Source organism: Mesobacillus jeotgali (assembly GCF_031759225.1).
GTDB lineage: Bacteria > Bacillota > Bacilli > Bacillales > Cytobacillaceae > Mesobacillus > Mesobacillus jeotgali_B.
This window is the reverse complement of the sequence record NZ_CP134494.1, coordinates 1,270,242-1,289,303: the sequence shown is the minus strand read 5'-3', so window position 1 is coordinate 1,289,303 and position 19,062 is coordinate 1,270,242. Positions and strand designations below refer to the sequence as shown.

General features: G+C 43.3%; 19 protein-coding genes. 6 read left to right on the top strand and 13 right to left on the bottom strand.

Going from position 1 to position 19,062, the window contains the following annotated elements:
- Positions 1-9: 9 nt before the first annotated feature.
- The 4 genes from RH061_RS06375 to RH061_RS06360 all read right to left on the bottom strand — a co-directional run bounded on the left by RH061_RS06375 (position 10) and on the right by RH061_RS06360 (position 3,208).
- Entirely contained in the window at positions 10-726 is a 717-nt protein-coding gene (locus RH061_RS06375; protein ID WP_311074729.1) for a YwiC-like family protein, read from the bottom strand.
- A 137-nt stretch (positions 727-863) separates the two neighbouring features.
- Complete coding sequence (locus tag RH061_RS06370) at positions 864-1,292, bottom strand: respiratory nitrate reductase subunit gamma (protein ID WP_311074728.1); 429 nt, start codon at positions 1,290-1,292, stop codon at positions 864-866.
- A gap of 144 nt (positions 1,293-1,436) precedes the next feature.
- Entirely contained in the window at positions 1,437-1,955 is a 519-nt protein-coding gene (gene mobB, locus RH061_RS06365) for a molybdopterin-guanine dinucleotide biosynthesis protein B (RefSeq protein WP_311074727.1), read from the bottom strand.
- Positions 1,943-3,208, bottom strand: coding sequence for a molybdopterin molybdotransferase MoeA (locus tag RH061_RS06360; protein WP_311074725.1), 1,266 nt, complete (start codon positions 3,206-3,208; stop codon positions 1,943-1,945). The genes mobB and RH061_RS06360 overlap by 13 nt, the downstream gene beginning before the upstream one ends.
- Before the next feature lie 222 nt (positions 3,209-3,430).
- Here RH061_RS06360 and ric point away from each other — a divergent pair, with 222 nt between their 5' ends.
- A complete protein-coding gene (ric, locus tag RH061_RS06355) occupies positions 3,431-4,129 on the top strand; it encodes an iron-sulfur cluster repair di-iron protein (RefSeq protein ID WP_311074724.1) in 699 nt (232 codons plus the stop codon).
- Between the two features lie 157 nt (positions 4,130-4,286).
- Here the strand turns inward: ric and RH061_RS06350 are convergent, their stop codons facing one another.
- From RH061_RS06350 to RH061_RS06335, 4 genes are all read right to left on the bottom strand, one after another.
- A complete protein-coding gene (locus tag RH061_RS06350) occupies positions 4,287-5,744 on the bottom strand; it encodes an IS1182 family transposase (RefSeq protein WP_311070855.1) in 1,458 nt (485 codons plus the stop codon).
- Positions 5,745-6,073: 329 nt separating this feature from the next.
- Complete coding sequence (gene cls, locus RH061_RS06345; protein ID WP_311074723.1) at positions 6,074-7,585, bottom strand: cardiolipin synthase; 1,512 nt, start codon at positions 7,583-7,585, stop codon at positions 6,074-6,076.
- A 147-nt stretch (positions 7,586-7,732) separates the two neighbouring features.
- Positions 7,733-8,749 (bottom strand): GTP 3',8-cyclase MoaA, encoded by a 1,017-nt coding sequence (gene moaA, locus RH061_RS06340; protein WP_311074722.1) that lies wholly within the window; start codon positions 8,747-8,749, stop codon positions 7,733-7,735.
- Positions 8,750-9,036: 287 nt separating this feature from the next.
- Positions 9,037-10,536 (bottom strand): nitrate/nitrite transporter, encoded by a 1,500-nt coding sequence (locus RH061_RS06335; protein WP_311074719.1) that lies wholly within the window; start codon positions 10,534-10,536, stop codon positions 9,037-9,039.
- 339 nt (positions 10,537-10,875) lie between these two features.
- Here RH061_RS06335 and RH061_RS06330 point away from each other — a divergent pair, with 339 nt between their 5' ends.
- Complete coding sequence (locus RH061_RS06330; protein WP_311074717.1) at positions 10,876-11,574, top strand: Crp/Fnr family transcriptional regulator; 699 nt, start codon at positions 10,876-10,878, stop codon at positions 11,572-11,574.
- Between the two features lie 68 nt (positions 11,575-11,642).
- Here the strand turns inward: RH061_RS06330 and RH061_RS06325 are convergent, their stop codons facing one another.
- The 3 genes from RH061_RS06325 to RH061_RS06315 form a co-directional block, all read right to left on the bottom strand.
- Positions 11,643-12,767: a TIGR04053 family radical SAM/SPASM domain-containing protein gene (locus RH061_RS06325; RefSeq protein ID WP_311074716.1), complete on the bottom strand. Its 1,125-nt coding sequence runs from the start codon at positions 12,765-12,767 to the stop codon at positions 11,643-11,645.
- Positions 12,768-12,960: 193 nt separating this feature from the next.
- Complete coding sequence (locus tag RH061_RS06320; protein WP_167832161.1) at positions 12,961-13,272, bottom strand: metal-sulfur cluster assembly factor; 312 nt, start codon at positions 13,270-13,272, stop codon at positions 12,961-12,963.
- A gap of 78 nt (positions 13,273-13,350) precedes the next feature.
- Entirely contained in the window at positions 13,351-14,118 is a 768-nt protein-coding gene (locus RH061_RS06315) for a prolyl oligopeptidase family serine peptidase (protein WP_311074715.1), read from the bottom strand.
- 260 nt (positions 14,119-14,378) lie between these two features.
- Between RH061_RS06315 and RH061_RS06310 the strand changes: the two genes are divergently transcribed.
- The 3 genes from RH061_RS06310 (at position 14,379) to RH061_RS06300 (ending at position 16,340) form a co-directional block, all read left to right on the top strand.
- Positions 14,379-15,197: a Cof-type HAD-IIB family hydrolase gene (locus RH061_RS06310; RefSeq protein WP_311074713.1), complete on the top strand. Its 819-nt coding sequence runs from the start codon at positions 14,379-14,381 to the stop codon at positions 15,195-15,197.
- A gap of 797 nt (positions 15,198-15,994) precedes the next feature.
- Entirely contained in the window at positions 15,995-16,147 is a 153-nt protein-coding gene (locus tag RH061_RS06305) for a hypothetical protein (RefSeq protein WP_167832158.1), read from the top strand.
- Position 16,148: 1 nt separating this feature from the next.
- Positions 16,149-16,340: a DUF3813 domain-containing protein gene (locus tag RH061_RS06300; protein WP_311074710.1), complete on the top strand. Its 192-nt coding sequence runs from the start codon at positions 16,149-16,151 to the stop codon at positions 16,338-16,340.
- 38 nt (positions 16,341-16,378) lie between these two features.
- Here the strand turns inward: RH061_RS06300 and RH061_RS06295 are convergent, their stop codons facing one another.
- The gene (locus RH061_RS06295) at positions 16,379-17,167 is read right to left on the bottom strand and encodes a BsuPI-related putative proteinase inhibitor (RefSeq protein WP_311074709.1); all 789 of its coding nucleotides are present in this window, start codon (positions 17,165-17,167) and stop codon (positions 16,379-16,381) included.
- Between the two features lie 22 nt (positions 17,168-17,189).
- A complete protein-coding gene (locus tag RH061_RS06290) occupies positions 17,190-18,032 on the bottom strand; it encodes a YitT family protein (RefSeq protein WP_311074708.1) in 843 nt (280 codons plus the stop codon).
- A gap of 129 nt (positions 18,033-18,161) precedes the next feature.
- On the opposite strand from RH061_RS06290, the gene RH061_RS06285 reads away from it, so the two are divergent.
- Positions 18,162-19,022 carry a DegV family protein gene (locus tag RH061_RS06285; RefSeq protein WP_311074707.1) on the top strand — a complete coding sequence of 287 codons (861 nt, stop codon included), beginning with the start codon at positions 18,162-18,164 and terminating at the stop codon, positions 19,020-19,022.
- Positions 19,023-19,062: the final 40 nt, after the last annotated feature.

The following is a 19,062-nucleotide window of genomic DNA, read 5'->3' as shown; positions in this document are numbered from 1 at the left end:
TTATCTATTTTACAAAATCGCAAAGAGCATGATGATAAAGAACAGGACGGCGTTGACGATTTCGTATATCCCTACCTTCATGACGGATAGCGATTTGCCATAAAATGCTACAGCTCTGATTAAGCTTGGCACTGCGGCAACAGCGACGATGATCTCACCTGCTGCTAACCATAGAACAGGGACCAAAAGATGGTATGTCCAGGAAATCCATTTGAATTGGCTGTTCTTCTTTTCGCGGATCATTGTTTTTACATAGAATGTACTTCCGGTGAAAAATAGAATGCTGGATGCAAAGACAAGAATTGCATTTTCATTGATATCCCCATTTGGCAGATAGCTGCTGGCCAGGCCGGCAATAGAAAAGACAACAATGGCGCTTAAATCATTCATCAGCGCACGATCTTTATTTTTAGCAGAGAAATACGCATTGATCAAGAAAAACGGAATCATTGCGAGCCCGAAACTTACGATGGTTGGCGTTGTGAACAACGGAACCATCAGGAACGCAAGCGCTGGCATGATATAAATGAGCGCCCATTTACGATAGAATGGAATTTTCTTTTTCTTGAACATTAATAGTAGCGGATATGTTCCTAAATATAATAAAAGCCATCCGATAAAAAACGGGACATGCTGCCAGATTATTTCACTTGCTGCTGCTCCCAGCCAAAAAGGGATGATTAGCATCGCCCAGGCACCATGCTGTTTCGGCATAAATAATTTCATGGATGAACACTCCCTTATGTTTCTTACCTTAAATATAATGCAGTGAAAGGGATGAATAAGTGAAACACATCACATTTTTCCGTGTTAAAACCCAACCGACACCGAAATGTCAAAAAGAAAAAAGAGACTGAACAGAATCAGCCTCTTCTTTCAAACTGGAGCTTTAAAAAGATCTTTTTTAAATATAAATGCGGTTTTAGCAAATAGTAAATTTCCTTCGTGAATGCCAGACTCAACAGGAATAGGAATACCACAATAAAATGCACCTTTGAGAGTATGGAAACGTCAGTGACCAGGCTCCTGTCCGGCTGCAGTTGCGCTAGGCTGATGAGCCATCTAAACAGCAATACCGGTTCGTAAGCAATGCTGCTCGACAGCACGATGGCAATTCCAGTTGCTGTGCTGGCAGCCATAAGTATTTTGACGACGCCGAGCAGAAGCCTCCCTGCTTTCGAACGTGTTCCTTCTTCTCTCGATGCATCGTACTGCCAGACCAGACCCATCGCTACAATTGCCACAACCGAGTATGGATACACAATCCATAAGAAGATATGCAGCATTTCCATCGCTCTCACCTCACACATATGTCACAACCTGAACCCCTTTACATTCTAACTGGGTAAGTATGAAGTGACAGTGACAAAAGTCGCCGTATATGTCCAAAATAAGAACTTTTCTTGCTAAAACTAAAAATAATTAAAGGAAATCACCTAAAGATTATTTGAAATGTGCGTTGTAATCCAGTCAACTCCATCCTCCATATCGAGAACAGGGACAGCTGTATCTTTCAATATATTCACCAGTTCCGGATCCCGGCATAAAACGACCTGGATATTTTCCAGCTTCTCCATTAGCTCTATATCGTCCTCATTACGAAGGATCACAGCCTTAGGATATGGCTCCTGCTTATGGCCTTCTATTAAAATTAGATCTGGCTTGAAGAATGAAAGCATATCTATTTCTTCAGAAAGCGACCAAGATCCGTTTTCCGCCTGGATGACTAACCTGCCTCCGCCTTCGACAAGTGAAACGGCAGCTCCTGCCTTTACATGCTTATCTGAATCCTTTGACTCAACAACCTCCGGCCTGCCTCCATGACCATGATGCTTGATGGTGGCGACCTTCAGACCTGCTGCTGTCAATTGCTGGATCAATCTAAGGCTCAGAGTGGTCTTGCCGCTGTTTTGATATCCTGCCACCTGGAACAGCAACGGTCTTACCAAGGCCATTCACTGCCCACATGGTCTTCGAGAATCAGAACCTCCACTTCAGTTCCTTCCTCAAAGCCTCGTGTACCTCCAGGGAGAATCATCAGGGAGTTAGCACCAGCCAGGCTCATGATGATATTTGATTTATCCAGGCCGCTAGGAGTCACTACCAACTTGCCATCCTGAATGCCAAGAGCACTTCTTACAAATCTGGTAAAAGGGTTCGCTTTAGGGAAATTGGCATCAAGAATCGCTTTTTCCTTCCTCAAATGAGGCTTCTCAGAGAACAGCATTGTCCTGATGATAGGACGGGCGAACAATTCAAAGCCGACATAGCATGCCGATGGATTTCCTGAAAGACCAAACAATAATTTTCCGTCAAGCTGCGCAACCGTAGTGACGCTGCCCGGTCTCATCGCAACTTTATTGAACAGCACTTCTGCTCCCAGTTTCGCATAAATTTCCGGCAGATAGTCGTAATCCCCCACGGATACCCCGCCAGTCGTGATGAATAGATCCACTTCTTCAATTGCTTTGCTCACTGCATCGAAGCATGTATCAAAATCATCAGGCAGCTGGCCAAAGTATTTCACTTCAGCACCGGCACGAAGGATTTGCGCAGAAATCATATAAGAGTTGCTGTTGCGGATTTTTCCAGGTTCAAGCGGCTCATGTACATCAAGCAATTCAGTTCCTGTGGCATAAAGTCCGATTACCGGCTTTTTCGAAACAGGGACTTTGGCATATCCAAAAGTCGCCAGCATTGCCTGGATACCCGGATTGATGAACGTCCCTTTTTTAACAAGCACTTCGCCTTCCCTGGCATCCTCTCCGCGATACGAAACATTGTCACCTTTATTATGCTTGCGCTTCGTTTCCATGTATTTTTTACCGTCCCGCTCAACTTCCCTTGCTAATTCCAGCATGACAACAGAATCTGCACCAACAGGCATTTGGGCTCCTGTCATGATCCTGACCGCCTGGAACGGCCCTAACTCTTTATCCGTCAGCATACCTGCTCCGATATGGTCTACCACCTCAAATTCAACAGCATGATTTTGAGAGGCTTCCTGAGTATCGACAGACCGGATTGCATAGCCATCGTATGGGGCCCGGTCAAAATGCGGCACATCGCTGGTTGCTTTCAAATCCTCCGAAAGATAGCGTCCGTAACTTTCATTGATTGATACATATTCAGTAGAGCCTTTTTTCTTATGCTCCATCACTCTCTTAACTGCTTCCCCGATTGGAATAGGCTTTCTTTTTTCTAACATATGATCAGCTCCTATAGCAGGCTTAATTTCTAAATTTACCCTTTTTATTATAAGAGTAATGTAAAAATGGAAACATAACAAACCTCACAGTATTCTCTCATAAAATCTATTGAAAATATGTAGATTTTTTGTGAAGTGTGATGCACATCACCAAGTAGTAAAACCATTTCCTTTATGATGAGTATGTAAACAGTATTAAATAATTTACTGGAGGTTTCTCACATGAAAATGCCTTTTGATCAAAATTCTTTAGTTAAAGATATTGTCAATATATTCCCGCAATCAAGTGATTTATTCAAGCAAAATAGGCTTGACTTCTGCTGTGGCGGCAATCGTCCTCTTGCTGAAGCAGCAGCCGAACAAAACCTGGATGTCCCTGCAATCATGACGGCGCTCGAGGAGTTATTCCAAAAGCATAACGGAGCTGCAGAAAGCATGGAAGTCTGGACTGAAACTGGTTCTGGGGAATTGATCGAACATATTAAAAACAAATACCACCGCGAGCTTGAAGAAGAATTAAAACTGCTCAGCCCGTATGTAACGAAGGTAGCTAAAGTTCATGGAGACCGTCACGAAGAGCTGTTGAGAGTCTATGAGCTCTTCTACGAGTTGAAGAATGAGCTCCTGGAACATACTGCAAAAGAAGAAGCGACTGTTTTCCCACTATTGCTGCAGCTTGATACGGCTGATCAGGAAAAACGGTCTGAAATGATCGCCGAAATCACCGAGCTTGAGAAGGAACACGATCATGCAGGCTCAATCCTGAAAGAGTTGCGGGAAATCACTGCCGATTTCAATCCGCCACTTGATGCATGCGGAACGTATCGTCTTGTCTACAAGAGGCTGGAAGCATTGGAAGCACACACCTTTATGCATGTGCATCTAGAAAATAATATTCTGTTCCCAAGGTATATCGCTTAATTAGGAGCACTAAAAAATGACCCCATTCCTCATGACAGGCCACTGAAAATCTGCCGATTTTTTAGATTTTCATGATAACCAAACAAAAAAGCCGATCCAACTCCATATTTTTGGAATTGAATCGGCTTTTTTTCCAGTTTCTTGTCCCCTTTGGCCTCTATTGTTGCCCTTTCAGTTTTAAAATTCTTTTTAAATTGACCGTGAAAATGGCCATGGCGCCTTGCATTTCCATGCCAATTAGACCCGAGGATGTGGCTACATCATACCCGTGTCTGTGTTTCAACTCGCTATTCTTCGCTTCAATCTTATAGCGCTCCTTGGACTTCTGCTTAAAGTATTCACTTTCCTGAAACTCTGCCTGGTCTAGGTGTTCAGTTGACTTCAAGGAAACAGAATACGTCTTACTTTTCGCACCTTCTTTATAACAGCCTTCCCTTAAGGGGCAACGCTTGCACTTATCAATATCAAAATAATAGGTATCTACCTGGTTCGTTCCAGTGTTTTTCTTTCCGGTTCGAGCCTTTCTGATTGCGAGGTGTCCTGCTTTACAGACATACATCCCAGCGTCCTTATTAAATTCGAATTCGTCTTCCTTTGAGCGGAATCCCTGGGTAACACTTGGATTCAATTTTGCGACCAAGTTTATTTTGTTTGTTTTACTGTACTTAATATTGTCTTTTTCTGAATACGCCGCATCGCCGATCACAGTCTCAACCTGTATACCTGCGTCTTCGCTTTTCTCAATAAGAGTTTGAAGTTGCTTGCCATCGTTTTTCTCGCCTGTCGTAATGACAGCTGCCGTTATGATTCGTTCCTCGCTCATTGCCAGGTGGGTCTTGTATCCAAAGAAAGAGGAATCTGCCGTCTTGTGTCCCACTTTCGCATCATGATCCTTTGAGCATTTGATCTGTTCAAGGTCATCTGCGACCGTCTCTTTCAATAAGTTAAGCTGTTCTTTTACTACCGGGTATTGAATCAGGGTCTCTTCCTTTTCAATCACTTCAATGAGTTTCTGTGAATAGGCAATTTCATCCTCCAACACATCAGTCTTTGTCTTGGAAGGAAATTTGGATTTCATGGATTCATCGATTTGGTAAATTGCCTTCCTTAGCTTCTTGGAACGCTCCATCAGAACTTCTTTCGGTTTCATCTGATTATAACGGGCTTTTGTATGAGTGGCATCGACAATAATGGATTTGCTTTTGATGATCTCTTTTTCTAAAGCAATCTCCACCGTTTTATTAATAAGCAGATCCAGGAGGTTAATATCCTTTAACCTCAATTTACGGAATTTGGTCAGGGAGCTCGGGTCTATAACTTCCTCTTCTGGAGTCATATCCAGAAAATATTTGAACGACATATCATACTTCGAACGATCAACAATATCCACGTCCGAAAGGTCATGGATGGTTTTTAATAATAGATATTTGAACATGCGAATGGGATCGATTGCGTTCCTGCCGTTATCAAGGCAATACTTATCCTTGAGCTCTTCATAAACAAAGGTAAAGTCAACCAGATCATTAATCTGACGCAACATATTATCCTTTGGCACGATAAGGTCATAGAGACCCATATAAGGACTTAGTTTGATTGATTGTTGCATTGACATCATTGGAACCACCCATTTCAGCTAAATTAATTCTATTATAAAATAAAAACCGCCCAAATCCCTTAAAAAAGTCAGGATTTGAACGGTTTATAGTTTGTCTAAATAAGGTTTAGTAGCACTAGGTTGATTGGAACGGAAGGTGCGTAGACTCCTGCGGGATCAGCGGGACAGGTGAGACCCCGCAGGCGCTTTAGCGCTGAGGAGGCTCACCGCACGCCCCGCGGAAAGCGAAGCAACCTGGAGTGGAAATCAACCGGTCCTATTTAACAAGCTATCCAGTGGGGACTTTTTCAGTGGCCTCTCCTCATGATGGGGTCATTTTTTTCGTTGGTTCATAATGCACCCGAAAACAGCCGGGCGAAGGATTCCTTCGTTCGTTCCCAATATCCGCGCTTATGATATTGAACAGCACTTATTTTCTCCGAATCCTCCAGGTCCTCTTCATAATGAGCTACAAGGTCCCTGATCGAGCTTGTACCAAACAAGAAGACATTCACTTCAAAATTAAGATGGAAGCTCCTCATATCCATATTGGCTGTCCCAATTGAAGCGATATTCCCGTCGACAATGATGACCTTCTGGTGCAAGAACCCCTTTTTATAAGAGTAAATTTCAGCCCCATTGCGCAACAGTTCCGAAAAATACGAGCGGCTGGCATACTGTGTCAGATAACTATCATTGATTTCAGGCACCATGATCCTTACTTCTATTCCTTTGGCTGCCGCCACTCTCAGCGCAGTCCGGATCGCTTCATCAGGAACGAAATAAGGAGTGGCAATCCAGATTGACTTCGTTGCACAGGACATCATTGTGTAGTAAAAATCACTCATGATCCCTTGCTGTGTATCTGGTCCGCTTGGTACAACCTGGATCGCACCATCGAGTTCATCATCTTCGTGTATTTTTTTCACTGCCCGATGATTTTCCAGGACACTCTCACCGCTTATATATTCCCAATCCATCAGGAAGACATTGTGGAGGGTATAGACAGCTTCTCCAGTCAGCATCATATGTGTATCACGCCAGAACCCTATCTTTTCATCTTCACCCAGGTATTCGACTCCGACATTCAAACCGCCGACAAAGCCGATCTCCCCATCGATGACGACGATTTTCCTGTGATTGCGGAAATTGAATTTCTGGTTGAAGAAGCCATACTTCAGCGGGGAAAATGGAGCCGCTTTTATCCCTGCATCCTGCATGGCCTTTAAATCGGCTGCAGCGATTTTCATGCTGCCCGCGGCGTCAAAAATAAATAACACCTCGACACCCTGCCGCGCTTTTTCAATCAGGATCTCGATTATCTCCCTGCCAAGCCGGTCGGACCTGAAGATATAATATTCCATATGAATGAATTTTTCAGCTTCACGCAGTTTCTTTTTAATTTCGGCAAAAGTCTCTTCGCCATTCCTTAGGATTTTTGCCCGGGAAGCGGTTGTAATAGGGGTCAAAGTCGCATTCTTAGCATATTGCGCAAAGCACTGCTGATTCTCGATTAAAAAAGAAAGGTCCCTAGACTCTTCCTTCCTCATCAATTTCTCCCATTGATCACGGTCACGCGTACGCTTACTCTTATACAAGTAACCTTTCAGATACAGCTGGCCCGAAAACAGATAGAAGAAGTAACCGCCCACAGGAAAAAGCAGCATGACATACATCCACATCAGTGTGTGCTGAGCAGAACGGTTCTCAAGCATCAATGAATACATGCTGATCAAGATGATCGTCGCATAAGTAATGATGGCTGTTACTTTGACAGCCTGGCTTTGATCAGTAAAAAGAACGATATAAAAACATACCATTAAAATAAATACAAATAAAAATTCAAGTCTTCTCTTTAGCATTCAGCATTCTCCAACAAATTTTATAGTGATTTATGTATACCCTAAAATCATTTGTCTGGAAACATAGTATGCCCAAATCTCCCTGAAGAGAGTGAAGCCGGCAGAGTTCATTAAAAATAGCCCCAAAAAAAGACCCCCGAAGGAGTCTTAGCCGCCGATATAGGACATTTCAATTTTCTTTCTGTTCGCAACTGTTTCAGCTGTTCGTTCATCTGAATAACGGTCTGTTCTATGATTCCACACGTCCGCTATACGGGCGCGGAGTTCATCATCCGTGGCACCAGCGCGCATGAAGTCGCGGATATCATGGCCATTGCCATTAAACAGGCAAGTGAAAATCTGGCCGTTCGCTGACAAACGTGACCTTGTGCAGCTTGAGCAGAATGACTCTGATACCGATGAAATGAATCCAACATTAATATCCGTACCTTTATAGCGGTATTTCTTGGCGACCTCACCGAAATACTCCGGATCAACAGGTTCCAACTCATATTGCTGGATTAGAAGGTCATGAATCTGTTTCTTGGTGATGACATCGTCCATTTTCCAGCCGTTCGTGCTGCCCACATCCATATATTCAATGTAGCGAAGCTCCAGGCCTTCTTTCTTGCAGAATTCGGCCATTGGAAGAATCTCAGTATCATTGAGTCCCTTTTTGACTACCATATTGATCTTAACGCCCAAGCCAGCTTCCTTTGCTGCCTCAATACCCTTTAACACCGGTCCGACGCCAACATTCCGGCCATTAATTTCCCCAAACAATTCATCCTTTAAACTGTCCAGGCTGATATTGACTCGCTTCAGGCCAGCAGCATGCAGCTCCTCCGCATACTTAGGCAGCATTACGCCATTGGTGGTCAAAGCGATATCCTTTAATCCTTTGATCTCATTCAGCATCCTGACAAGGATCGGCAAATCCTTGCGCATCAATGGCTCCCCGCCTGTGAGCCTGATCTTTTCCACTCCAAGCTCTATGAATAACTTGGCTACACGTTCAATTTCTTCATAAGACAATAACTCGCTTTTGGGAAGAAACTTAAAGTCAGGGCCAAAGATCTCGGCAGGCATACAATACTGACAGCGGAAATTACATCGATCTATAACAGAAATACGCAAATCGCGGAGCGGTCTATTTAATTGGTCTTTAATTATGCTTTTTACCATATGTGTCAACTCCAATTATAGAAGTGATAATTACTGACATTGTAACAGCAACATAGATTGTTAACTGTTAATATTCTCACAGTAACACTTTTAGTCCTCTATTAGAATAGTAGATTTCATCCTTATGTCTATATTACAACATAAAAACTGCCAGGATAGTGTTTTTATGCAGAAATGTCATTATGTTGTCATAAAATCTTCAGAAATGTAAGCGTATTCGTGCTTAAGCCGCCACTTTCCTTGTAAAGGAAGAAAAGACTGCGTCAAGGACGCAGTCTTTTAATAGCTTATTTTTTTTTCATGGTCATTTCACTGAACATGCCCACAAAGTTCTTGAGTTCGCCAGCCTCATTTTTCACCATGCTGATTGTCAGAAATTCAGGATAAATCCTTCCGTTCTTCTTTTTATTCCAGATTTCCCCTTGCCAGGAACCCTTTTCCGAAATCACTTGCCACATCTCCCTGTAAAAGTCTTCCCCATGTTTTCCGGATTGAAGGAAGCGGGGGTTTTTCCCGATCACTTCTTCAGCACTATATCCCGTTACAGTCGTGAAGGCTGGATTAACTTGCTGTATCATACCCTTTAGATCCGTAATCATGATTCCCTCGGCTGTGTGGTCAATGATATTTTTAGCAAGACTCAATTTATCCTGATAGTACATCCAGATCACGATAATCAAACTTGCCAGTGCCACCTGTGATAAGGCCATTAACCCAATGGCGTAATGTCCGGTAAGATTGAACAGGAATGCCAGCATAAGCGGCGGGAAAAATCCTCCTAATCCGCCCATGGCTGATACGATTCCGTTCACGATACCGGCTTGCTTGGAGAAATAAAGCGGAACTAACTTGAAGACCGTTCCATTTCCGATGCCGGCACTGATTGCGACTGCAAGACAGCCAATTGTATACAGTGTCAACGAAGGTGTGAAGGAAAGCAGGAATCCTGAAATTGTCATACCAGCAAACACACCCATCAGTATGACAAATGAGTTGAATTTGTCACCAAGCCAGCCGCCTATCGGCCTGAAAAATGTTGCGAGGGCAATAAAGCCTGCCGTCCTTAGCCCAGCATCGACTTTATCAAGCTCGAAATGAGATACAAGGAAATTTGGCAAATAAATCGTAAAGGCCACAAATGAACCGAAAGTTATGAAATAAAATAAGCTCAGTGCCCAAAGCTTCTGGTTTTTATATACACTCCTGATCTGCTCACCCATTGGAGTCACAACTTTTATTTCTTTCTTGTCACCAAGGAAAAAGTTAAGGACTGCAAATGCAATCAATAGAATCATGAAAAGCTTGACTGTTGTCTCCCACCCGAACTGGGAGGCAATAACCGGTGCCGAAAAAGTTGTGAGTGCAGTTCCAAGGTTTCCTACTCCATATATCCCATTGACGAATCCGTGGCGATCTTTCGGATAATATTTCGGAAGTGAGGTGACTCCTACAGAGAAGATCGCTCCCCCGATTCCGACAAACAATCCTCCAATCAACAAGTCCGTAAAGGAATCAGCGATACTGATGAAAAACACGGGAAACAAAAGGAATGCAAAGCTGGTAAAAAACAGTTTCCTTGCACCATACTTGTTCGTCCAGAACCCAATTGGAATTCTAAGGACAGACCCGAGAACGACAGGTATGGCAGTGGCCATGGCAACCTGGTTCGCATTTAGCTGTATATCCTCCTTAATGAAGGGCATTAACGCCGATAAAATAACCCAGACCATAAATCCGGCCACCAGACTCAGCGTTTGAAGCGGCAATTGGATATTTTGAGGTTTCATGATTTCCCCCTTTTGTTTGCAGATTATTTTAGATAAATAGTAAGAAAAATCAAAAACAATGGATATGACGAACTTCACATCATCTTTTTTGTTCAATAAACTGTCACAGTTGTTTCTAAACATGCGAAACACCCGTCATCTTTTATCGATATAATAAAAACAGAGAAAGACAATGTTTCTAAAATGTGAACAAAACCGTTTAAGATTGTGACGAGATTATGAACTTTCCTTTATCCATATTTAGTTAACACTATCCCGGTGTTATTATTGTGTCAATAAAGATCTGCCACGGAAAAAGCTCTCATACAAAGAGCTAAAATCAAAAAAAGGGTGATGACCATGCCAAACACAACTAAAGTAACTCATTCAATTGAAATTAAAGAATTACTCCAGTTTGCCGACCGGACGATCCATGTTCCAAAAGGTTCATACCTGTTCCAGGAAGGCATGGAGGCTGAGGAGCTTTACTTGATTCTGGGCGGCAAGGTCCAAATCAGCAAGGTCACCCAGGATGGCCGCGAGCTTGCCTTAAGAATCTGCGGGGAAAATGATATTTGCGGAGAACTGACTCTTTTCACCGATGCACCTAAATATCTCTTGAGTGCGCTTATACTCGAAGATGCAAAAATCGCAGCAATCAGAAAAGATGTGATTGAAAAGGAGATTTTCCACAATCCGTCACTAGCATTTGAATTCATGAAGTGGATGAGCGATCATTTCCGCAAAACTCAGACGAAGTTCCGCGACCTTGTACTCAACGGAAAAAAAGGAGCATTATTCTCTACCTTGATCCGTATGACCAACAGCTACGGTGTCCAAAAAGATACCGGCATTTTAATTGACTTGCCGCTGACGAACCAGGAGCTGGCTAATTTCTGCGGAACTTCACGCGAGAGCACGAACCGCATCCTCAACGACCTGAAGCGTGAAGGAATAATCTCAGTTAAAAAAGGAAAAATCCTTGTACATGATGTGGACTATTTGCGCCAGGAAATCGGCTGCGAAAATTGCCCGGCCGTATTTTGTTCGATTGATTAATATAAAAAAAGCGAGTGAATGCCCTGATGGCATCACTCGCTTTTTTTATTGTCCACCAGGAGAGCTTTTTAGCTCTCCTGTTTTTGTTTTCTCAACGCTTTAGGGATGTAAACGCAGAATGGCTCGCTCTCCAGATAATCACCTGTCATGGCGTATGCCCGTGAACGTGAGCCCCCGCATACATGCCTGAATTCGCACACTCCGCATTTCCCTTTGTATTCGTCCGGATTCCTCAATGACTTAAAGACCGGAGAATCTCTATAAATTTCAGCAAGTGGCTGCTCCCTTACATTGCCTGCTTTCACCGGCAGCAGTCCGCTTGGATAGACATCCCCAACATGGGAAATGAACACGAAACCGTTCCCATCATTGACCCCTTTTGGCGCGCGGCCAAGGCCGTCGATAGACCCGGTCAACCCTTCCTTTGTCAGAGCGGTCAGATAATCAATTTCTTCAGTATGATCCTTCGCTTCGCGCATTTTTTGCTGGATGACAACACGGCGATAATGCTGGGCCGCAGTCGTCTTAATGTCAAACTTGACCCTTTTGCTTAAATCATACAGCCAGGTGAATACTTTTTCATGCTCAACAGGAGAAATCATGTCCTTTTCCTGCCCTCGTCCTGTCGGAACAAGGAAAAACACACTCCAAAGGACACAATCCAGATCTTCAACCATTTTTGCCATTTCATCTAGATATTCAATATTATAGCGTGAGATAACAGTATTGATCTGAATCGGGATTTCCAGTTCATGCAAATACTTGATTCTTTCCATCGTTAAATCAAAAGAGCCTGCTGTTCCCCTGAAGTGGTCATGGACTTCAGCAGTCGGCCCGTCAATACTGAACGCCCAGCGGGATAATCCAACCGACTTAGCCCTTTCAATCGCTTCCTTCGTCACATTAGGTGTCGCACTTGGTGTCATTGATACACGCACGCCTTTTTTCACGGCATACTCAGCAATATCAAAAACATCCTCCCTCATCAATGGGTCCCCACCCGTGAACACAAGCATCGGATTATTCATTTCATATATTTGGTCAATCAGCGCTTTCCCTTCTTCAAAAGACAGTTCACGCGGATCTCGTCTATATTGTGCTTCCGCACGGCAGTGCAGGCATTTTAATTGGCAGGCTCTTGTAAGTTCCCAAATCACAATGAATGGGTCTTTGTTAAAATCTCTTTCAAACATATTGGCGCCTCCTTAAGTACTTCTCTATAAAAGAAGTATATAAGTGTTTCCAACATGATTAAGTGAACTAACTCACATAATTTGAGCCATATTTGCCTTTTTGTATGACAATTTTGTGACCTGAAATATCATGTAGGCTCTTTGTGCAATAGAAAAAGCAGCAGGAGGTTCCTGCTGCTCGAAAGTTAAGATCTTAATCTCTCACACCTAGTGCAATCTTAGCATAACGGGACATCATGTCCTTCGACCATGGCGGGTTGAATACGATGTTTACTTCAGTATCTTTAACTTCCGGAAGGTCGGCAAGAGCCAATTTAACCTGCTCAACGATCGTGCCGGCAAGCGGGCAGCCCATTGACGTCAACGTCATCGTCACTGTCGCAAGTCCTTCCTCATTCAAATCCACATCATATACAAGCCCTAAATTAACGATATCTACGCCAAGTTCAGGGTCAACGACCATCTCAAGCGCACCCATAATGCTATCTTTTAATTCCTCATCCATCGGTGAACACTCCTTTTTTATTGCTGTAACCTATCACTATCATAACAATGATTAAAGATCATTTAAAGCGGAAAGGCATCAAATATGCTTTTCAAACCAATTTGCACTTGCCTCCACGCCTGCATTAGACACATTATGTCCTGCGTTTTCGTCTGAAATGAATTCAAACAATCCTTCTGTTCCCTCATAGCTTTTCCTGTTTTGCTCGTAAAAATGATAAGCCGATTGATATGGTACGACCGGATCCAACTTTCCATGCCAGAATAACAGCGGGCGTTTGTTCAACTTTTCAGGCTGCTGGCTTAAATCGTATTGTTTGAGCTGGTTCAGCAAACTTGAAATTTGTTCCTGGGATAACCCTATCTTGACATTCCTTTTTTCGATTTCATTCAACTGCCATAATGCGAACTCCTCGAAGGCAGGGTTGCCCATCAAGCTGACACCAGCTGTTATCCAATCATACTTGGCCATTGCTCCTAGCGTCGTGATGCCGCCCATCGAGGTTCCGGCAACACCAATTCGGGCTGGATCGACCAGACCTTCCCCTACCAATTCCTCTTTGATCATCGAAAGCTCCTCGATGGAAGTGATGACGATTTCCCAAAAACGGAAACCTAACTCATTCTCTGTCAACCCTTTGCCCCGGGTCCCGTGATATTTCGCCTCTGGCATGATGACCCTGAAGCCCTTTTCTGCAAATAGATAAGCATAATGCATGTTTCGTTCTTTCGTGCTCGTAAACCCATGCAGGAAAACAACCAAAGGCATTCTATCTGAAAATTGCTTCTGTTTCACAATATGGAGAACGGGAATATGTTGAATGCGTTTCTTCTCGACTAAAATCAATGATTAACCCTCCTGAAGCGAGCGGATCTAAAATTTACCGCCCTTTTAAGTATCTAAAATGATTTTTTTACAATTTATATGTAAAATGGTTACCATAGTGGTTATAGACCAATTAACCATCATCCAATATATGTATTGTAGAACTCTTACGAAAAAAGAGCCAATCATACGCATATCAGTAGAAAAGCGGAAGCGCCTTGCTCAGCCCCGACAAGCGCTAAATTGAGACACTACGACAAAACATTTAAGAAGGAGTATTTATGGCTGAAAAACATTTAATTGCATTAGACCTTGATGGAACATTACTGACAGATGATAAAACCATTTCAGAAAGAAACAAGCACGTGATTAAAAAAGCACGGGAAGCAGGCCACGTGGTCATGATCGCGACAGGAAGACCATTCCGTTCCAGCGAGATGTACTATCATGAGCTTGCACTCGATACGCCAATCGTCAATTTCAACGGCGCATTTATCCACCATCCTCTCGATAACAGCTGGGGAGTCCATCATTCTCCGCTTTCAATCGATGTGGCAAAAGATATTGTAGAAGCACTAGATGATTTTAAATTTCACAATATCATTGCCGAAGTAATCGACGATGTATATGTCCACTATCATGATGAAAAACTGATGGATATTTTTAATATGGGAAACCCGAATATCACCACCGGCGACCTAAGAAGGTATTTGAAAGCATCACCAACAAGTATGCTGATCCATTCTGATGAAGAGGACGTCCGTAAAATCCGCCAACACTTGTCAGAAGTCCATGCCGAAGTAATCGACCACAGAAGCTGGGCTGCACCGTTCCATGTCGTCGAAATCGTTAAAAACGGCTTGAACAAAGCAGTTGGTTTAAAGAAAGCATCAGATTACTTCCAAATCCCTGCTGATCGCATCATTGCCTTTGGCGATGAGGATAACGATTTGGAAATGCTTGAATACGCAGGCCGCGGAGTCGCCATGGGCAATGCCGTGGACGAAGTGAAAAACATCGCGAACGACATGACATTGACAAACGAAGAAGACGGCATTGGCGTCTACTTGAATGATTTGCTTAATTTGAAAGCTCTATAAGATACACCCCAATGTCCGGTAGAAAAATGCTATCGGACATTTTTTTGTTGATTACCCAGGTTTGTCTAGCTAAATCTTTAACTATATGGCGATGGAGACAGATAGTCAGATGCCTTGCATATAATCTGCTATCCATTGGCTTGACGGAGACACATAATCAAGAAACCAACGGAATATGCGCTATCCATAGACACGATGGAGACACTTAATCAGCTCACTAACCGAATATGCGTTATCCATTGACCCGATGGAGACACTTAATCAGCCCACCAACCGATTATGCGCTATCCATAGACCCGATGGAGACACTTAATCACCCACCAACGGAATATGCGCTATCCATAGAACCGATGGAGACACTTAATCAGCTCACCAACCGATTATGCGTTATCCATTGACCCGATGGAGACACTTGATCAGCTCACCAACGGAATATGCGCTATCCATAGAACCGGTGGAGACACTTAATCAGCCCACCAACCGATTATGCGCTATCCATAGAACCGATGGAGACACTTAATCAGCTCACCAACCGATTATGCGCTATCCATAGAACCGATGGAGACACTTAATCAGCTCACCAACTGATTATGCACTATCCATCAGCTCGATGGAGACACTTAATATCAATCAACCAACGGAATATGCGCTATCCATGATTAAATGTTAATCATTCCCTGTACAAACCAATTCCAACTTGCCTCAGGACCGTTTGTTTTTATGCCGAAAGAGCATACTAAAAGCGAAGCAGCGTAACTGACTGTTTCAAATTCGCTCGTAGATGGAGGGGTAAAACGATGGGTAAAAGCAATAAATCCAAGCGTTTTGTACAGCAAGGGGTAGATACTGTCTCCAAGCATGATGAAAGAATCCCTTACCACACCACGTATGCCGAGGCTGAAGCTCAAAAGATGGCGAATGTCAGAGAGTCCTCTTTAGGGGGAATTTAGTATGGGAAACAGGCTTTTTCAGGAAGCAAGGAAGGCTGTCCAACTAGCTAGGACTGCGGAGCCTGCGGAACAGTCTGCTGCCATCAATACGGCTAAAAATGCTCTATCGTCAGCCTATGCCAATACGACGATGGCTGAAAAAGAGCAGCTTCGGTCATTTCAGGACGAGCTGAATTCAATCGAAAGCAAGTAAAAGCAAAGCTGGCGGGATTCCCGCCAGCTTTTGCTTTGCTAGTTATTAGGATTGAATCTTTCGAGCAGCACTGGATACGTATGCATGATTTCTCCGTCCTTGCTGCGTTCGTACAAATTAAGGATGACTGATCCATTCTGCGGGAGCTTGCTTTCAGGTATTGACACTTCCAGCGTGAATGGTTTCCATTGTGGGTATTTTGCACCTGAAACAACTTCAGTTTCGGCAATCAGCTGGTTGTGTCCATCTTCAACTGTATAGTAGAAGATGCCATGGATCGGCCTGACTTCACCCATTACTTTATAGATTCCCTTGCCTCCCTCTGAGACCACACCTTTAAATACAGGATTTTCGCCAGGTATGTACATGGTCTTCGTATCTGAGAGCAGTTTTTTGTCACTGATTGGTTTTCCGTTGATGCTCGTTGCTTTTAACTGTGCTGTGACACTGTATTCGCCTTCTGGCACTCTTTTTCCTGAGGACAAATAATCCCAGCCTTCCACCCATTTCATTTTCTCCTGCGGTTTGAGGGTTACAGTTTCAAAGGCCTGGGCAAAAGACTTTCCATCTGAATACTGAAATACCTTCTGTTTATTTGCGTCCACAACGGTAATCTCGTATTTTTGGGACGTCGGGAACTCAAAAGACAGTTCATTATCGCTGAGGTTTTGCAGAACGATTTCAAACACAGCCTTTTCAGGACCGGCCAAGGGGTCAATGTAAAAGCTGTATTCAAGATTTTCTGTTGTCTCTTTTTCTTCCCCAATCGCCAGGACTGGTGCCACGGCCATTAAAAGCAAAATGATCATCAATCCGACCTTCCTCATTTACATACCTCCGTTTCAGTGATTACTCCCTCCGGAAAAATCCGAAGATCCCTGCTGTCTCAACAATATTGGTGAATGCATGTGGATCTACTTCCTTGATAATGTGTTCCAGGTCATACAATTCATACCTAGTGACGACGATTATCAGCATTTCCTTCTCTTCTCCTGAAAAAGCTCCCTTGGCAGGCAGCAGCGTGATTCCGCGTACAAGCTTGTCATGGATCGCTTTCTTTAATTCATCCGATTTCTTCGTGACAATCATCGCCGTCAGCTTCTCATGGCGTGTATGGATGGCATCGATCACCCGTGTGGACACATATAGCGCTACAAGAGTGTAAAGAGCGTTTTCCCAGCCAAATACAAAGCCAGCTGTCATTATAATGATGCCATTCAAGGTAAAGAAATATGTACCAACCGGACGATCCTTCATTCGTGACAGTACCATAGCAATAATATCCATGCCGCCTGTGGATGCCCCCCACTTCAAGGTCAGTCCCACACCGATTGCAGCGATGACTCCCCCAAAAACGGCATTCAGCAGGATATCGCTCGAAACTTCTTTTACCGGAATGATCTCAAGAAAGAATGATGAAAGCAGTACGGAAATGAAACTATAAAGTGTGAATGATTTCCCTACCTTCATCCAGCCAAGGATCGTTACCGGTATATTCAATAATAATAGAAGGATCCCGGTAGAAATATTAAATGGCGCGAATGCACCAAGTATGCTCGAAACAAGCTGAGCGATCCCGGTAAAGCCGCTGGCATAAACGTTCGCCGGGATTAAAAAGAAATTAAGTGATAAAGCATTCAAGAATGCCCCGATCACCACGATGATGATTTTTTTTGTTTCCAACCAGACCATGTAAATCCCCCTTATTCTTTTCTATTCATCCTGTACCCCTATTTTGCCGAAAATCACTATATTTAATTGTCTTTTTGCGATATTCCCTATAAACTATTAACATAAAAAGGTTGAAAGCAGGTGAAAGTGATGTCAGTAAAAATCATGGCTGATAGTGCATGTGATTTGCCATTGAGTTTTTATGAAGAAAATGATGCAATACTGTTCCCGTTGAAGGTACATATTAATGACACTGAATATGAGGACCTACGAACGATCCAGCCAAAACAGGTATACGACCAAATCCGCGCTGGCAACCTTCCCAAAACCTCACAGGCATCTCCTGCTGGTTTTAAAGAAGTTTTTACAGAATTGGCCGAGAATAAGCAGGATGGAATATACATAGCTTTCTCTTCACAGTTGTCAGGAACATACCAGACAGCTGTCATGATTGCCGAGCAGGTCAAGGAGGACTATCCCGACTTCAACTTGTCGATCATTGATACAAAATGTGCATCGCTTGGATATGGACTTATTGTCATGGAAGCTGCACGGATGGCGAAGGAAAACTTTTCAAAGGATGAAATCGTTGAAGCTGTCCAATTCCATAGCGAGCATATGGAGCATCTCTTTACTGTAGATGACCTCGACCATCTTGCTAAAGGCGGACGCGTATCAAAAGCTTCTGCTTTCGTAGGGGGACTATTGAATATCAAGCCACTGCTAAATGTGGAAGATGGAAAATTAGTACCGATTGAAAAAATCCGCGGAAAGAAAAAGCTTCTTCGCAGGATTATTGAAGTCATGAAGGAACGCGGTGCGTCTTTTGAAGACCAAATTGTCGGCATCAGCCATGCAGATGATCTCGAAACAGCCACCGAGATGAAGAATATGATTCTTGAAGAGCTTCATGCAAAGGATGTTTTCATTACTTCCATAGGCGCAGCAGTCGGCTCCCATACTGGACCAGGTACGATTGCTATTTTCTTCTTAAATAAACTGCCTTCATAAATTACATACTCCTTTCGGGTTTTAGGAAAAATAAAATGTA

What these genes read in the sequence shown, in the direction of transcription:
- RH061_RS06375 (WP_311074729.1), bottom strand. Translation starts at nt 726, where the DNA reads ATGAAATTATTTATGCCGAAACAGCATGGTGCCTGGGCGATGCTAATC.
- RH061_RS06370 (WP_311074728.1), bottom strand. Translation starts at nt 1,292, where the DNA reads ATGGAAATGCTGCATATCTTCTTATGGATTGTGTATCCATACTCGGTT.
- mobB (WP_311074727.1), bottom strand. Translation starts at nt 1,955, where the DNA reads ATGGCCTTGGTAAGACCGTTGCTGTTCCAGGTGGCAGGATATCAAAAC.
- RH061_RS06360 (WP_311074725.1), bottom strand. Translation starts at nt 3,208, where the DNA reads ATGTTAGAAAAAAGAAAGCCTATTCCAATCGGGGAAGCAGTTAAGAGA.
- ric (WP_311074724.1), top strand. Translation starts at nt 3,431, where the DNA reads ATGAAAATGCCTTTTGATCAAAATTCTTTAGTTAAAGATATTGTCAAT.
- RH061_RS06350 (WP_311070855.1), bottom strand. Translation starts at nt 5,744, where the DNA reads ATGATGTCAATGCAACAATCAATCAAACTAAGTCCTTATATGGGTCTC.
- cls (WP_311074723.1), bottom strand. Translation starts at nt 7,585, where the DNA reads ATGCTAAAGAGAAGACTTGAATTTTTATTTGTATTTATTTTAATGGTA.
- moaA (WP_311074722.1), bottom strand. Translation starts at nt 8,749, where the DNA reads ATGGTAAAAAGCATAATTAAAGACCAATTAAATAGACCGCTCCGCGAT.
- RH061_RS06335 (WP_311074719.1), bottom strand. Translation starts at nt 10,536, where the DNA reads ATGAAACCTCAAAATATCCAATTGCCGCTTCAAACGCTGAGTCTGGTG.
- RH061_RS06330 (WP_311074717.1), top strand. Translation starts at nt 10,876, where the DNA reads ATGCCAAACACAACTAAAGTAACTCATTCAATTGAAATTAAAGAATTA.
- RH061_RS06325 (WP_311074716.1), bottom strand. Translation starts at nt 12,767, where the DNA reads ATGTTTGAAAGAGATTTTAACAAAGACCCATTCATTGTGATTTGGGAA.
- RH061_RS06320 (WP_167832161.1), bottom strand. Translation starts at nt 13,272, where the DNA reads ATGGATGAGGAATTAAAAGATAGCATTATGGGTGCGCTTGAGATGGTC.
- RH061_RS06310 (WP_311074713.1), top strand. Translation starts at nt 14,379, where the DNA reads ATGGCTGAAAAACATTTAATTGCATTAGACCTTGATGGAACATTACTG.
- RH061_RS06305 (WP_167832158.1), top strand. Translation starts at nt 15,995, where the DNA reads ATGGGTAAAAGCAATAAATCCAAGCGTTTTGTACAGCAAGGGGTAGAT.
- RH061_RS06300 (WP_311074710.1), top strand. Translation starts at nt 16,149, where the DNA reads ATGGGAAACAGGCTTTTTCAGGAAGCAAGGAAGGCTGTCCAACTAGCT.
- RH061_RS06295 (WP_311074709.1), bottom strand. Translation starts at nt 17,167, where the DNA reads ATGAGGAAGGTCGGATTGATGATCATTTTGCTTTTAATGGCCGTGGCA.
- RH061_RS06290 (WP_311074708.1), bottom strand. Translation starts at nt 18,032, where the DNA reads ATGGTCTGGTTGGAAACAAAAAAAATCATCATCGTGGTGATCGGGGCA.
- RH061_RS06285 (WP_311074707.1), top strand. Translation starts at nt 18,162, where the DNA reads ATGTCAGTAAAAATCATGGCTGATAGTGCATGTGATTTGCCATTGAGT.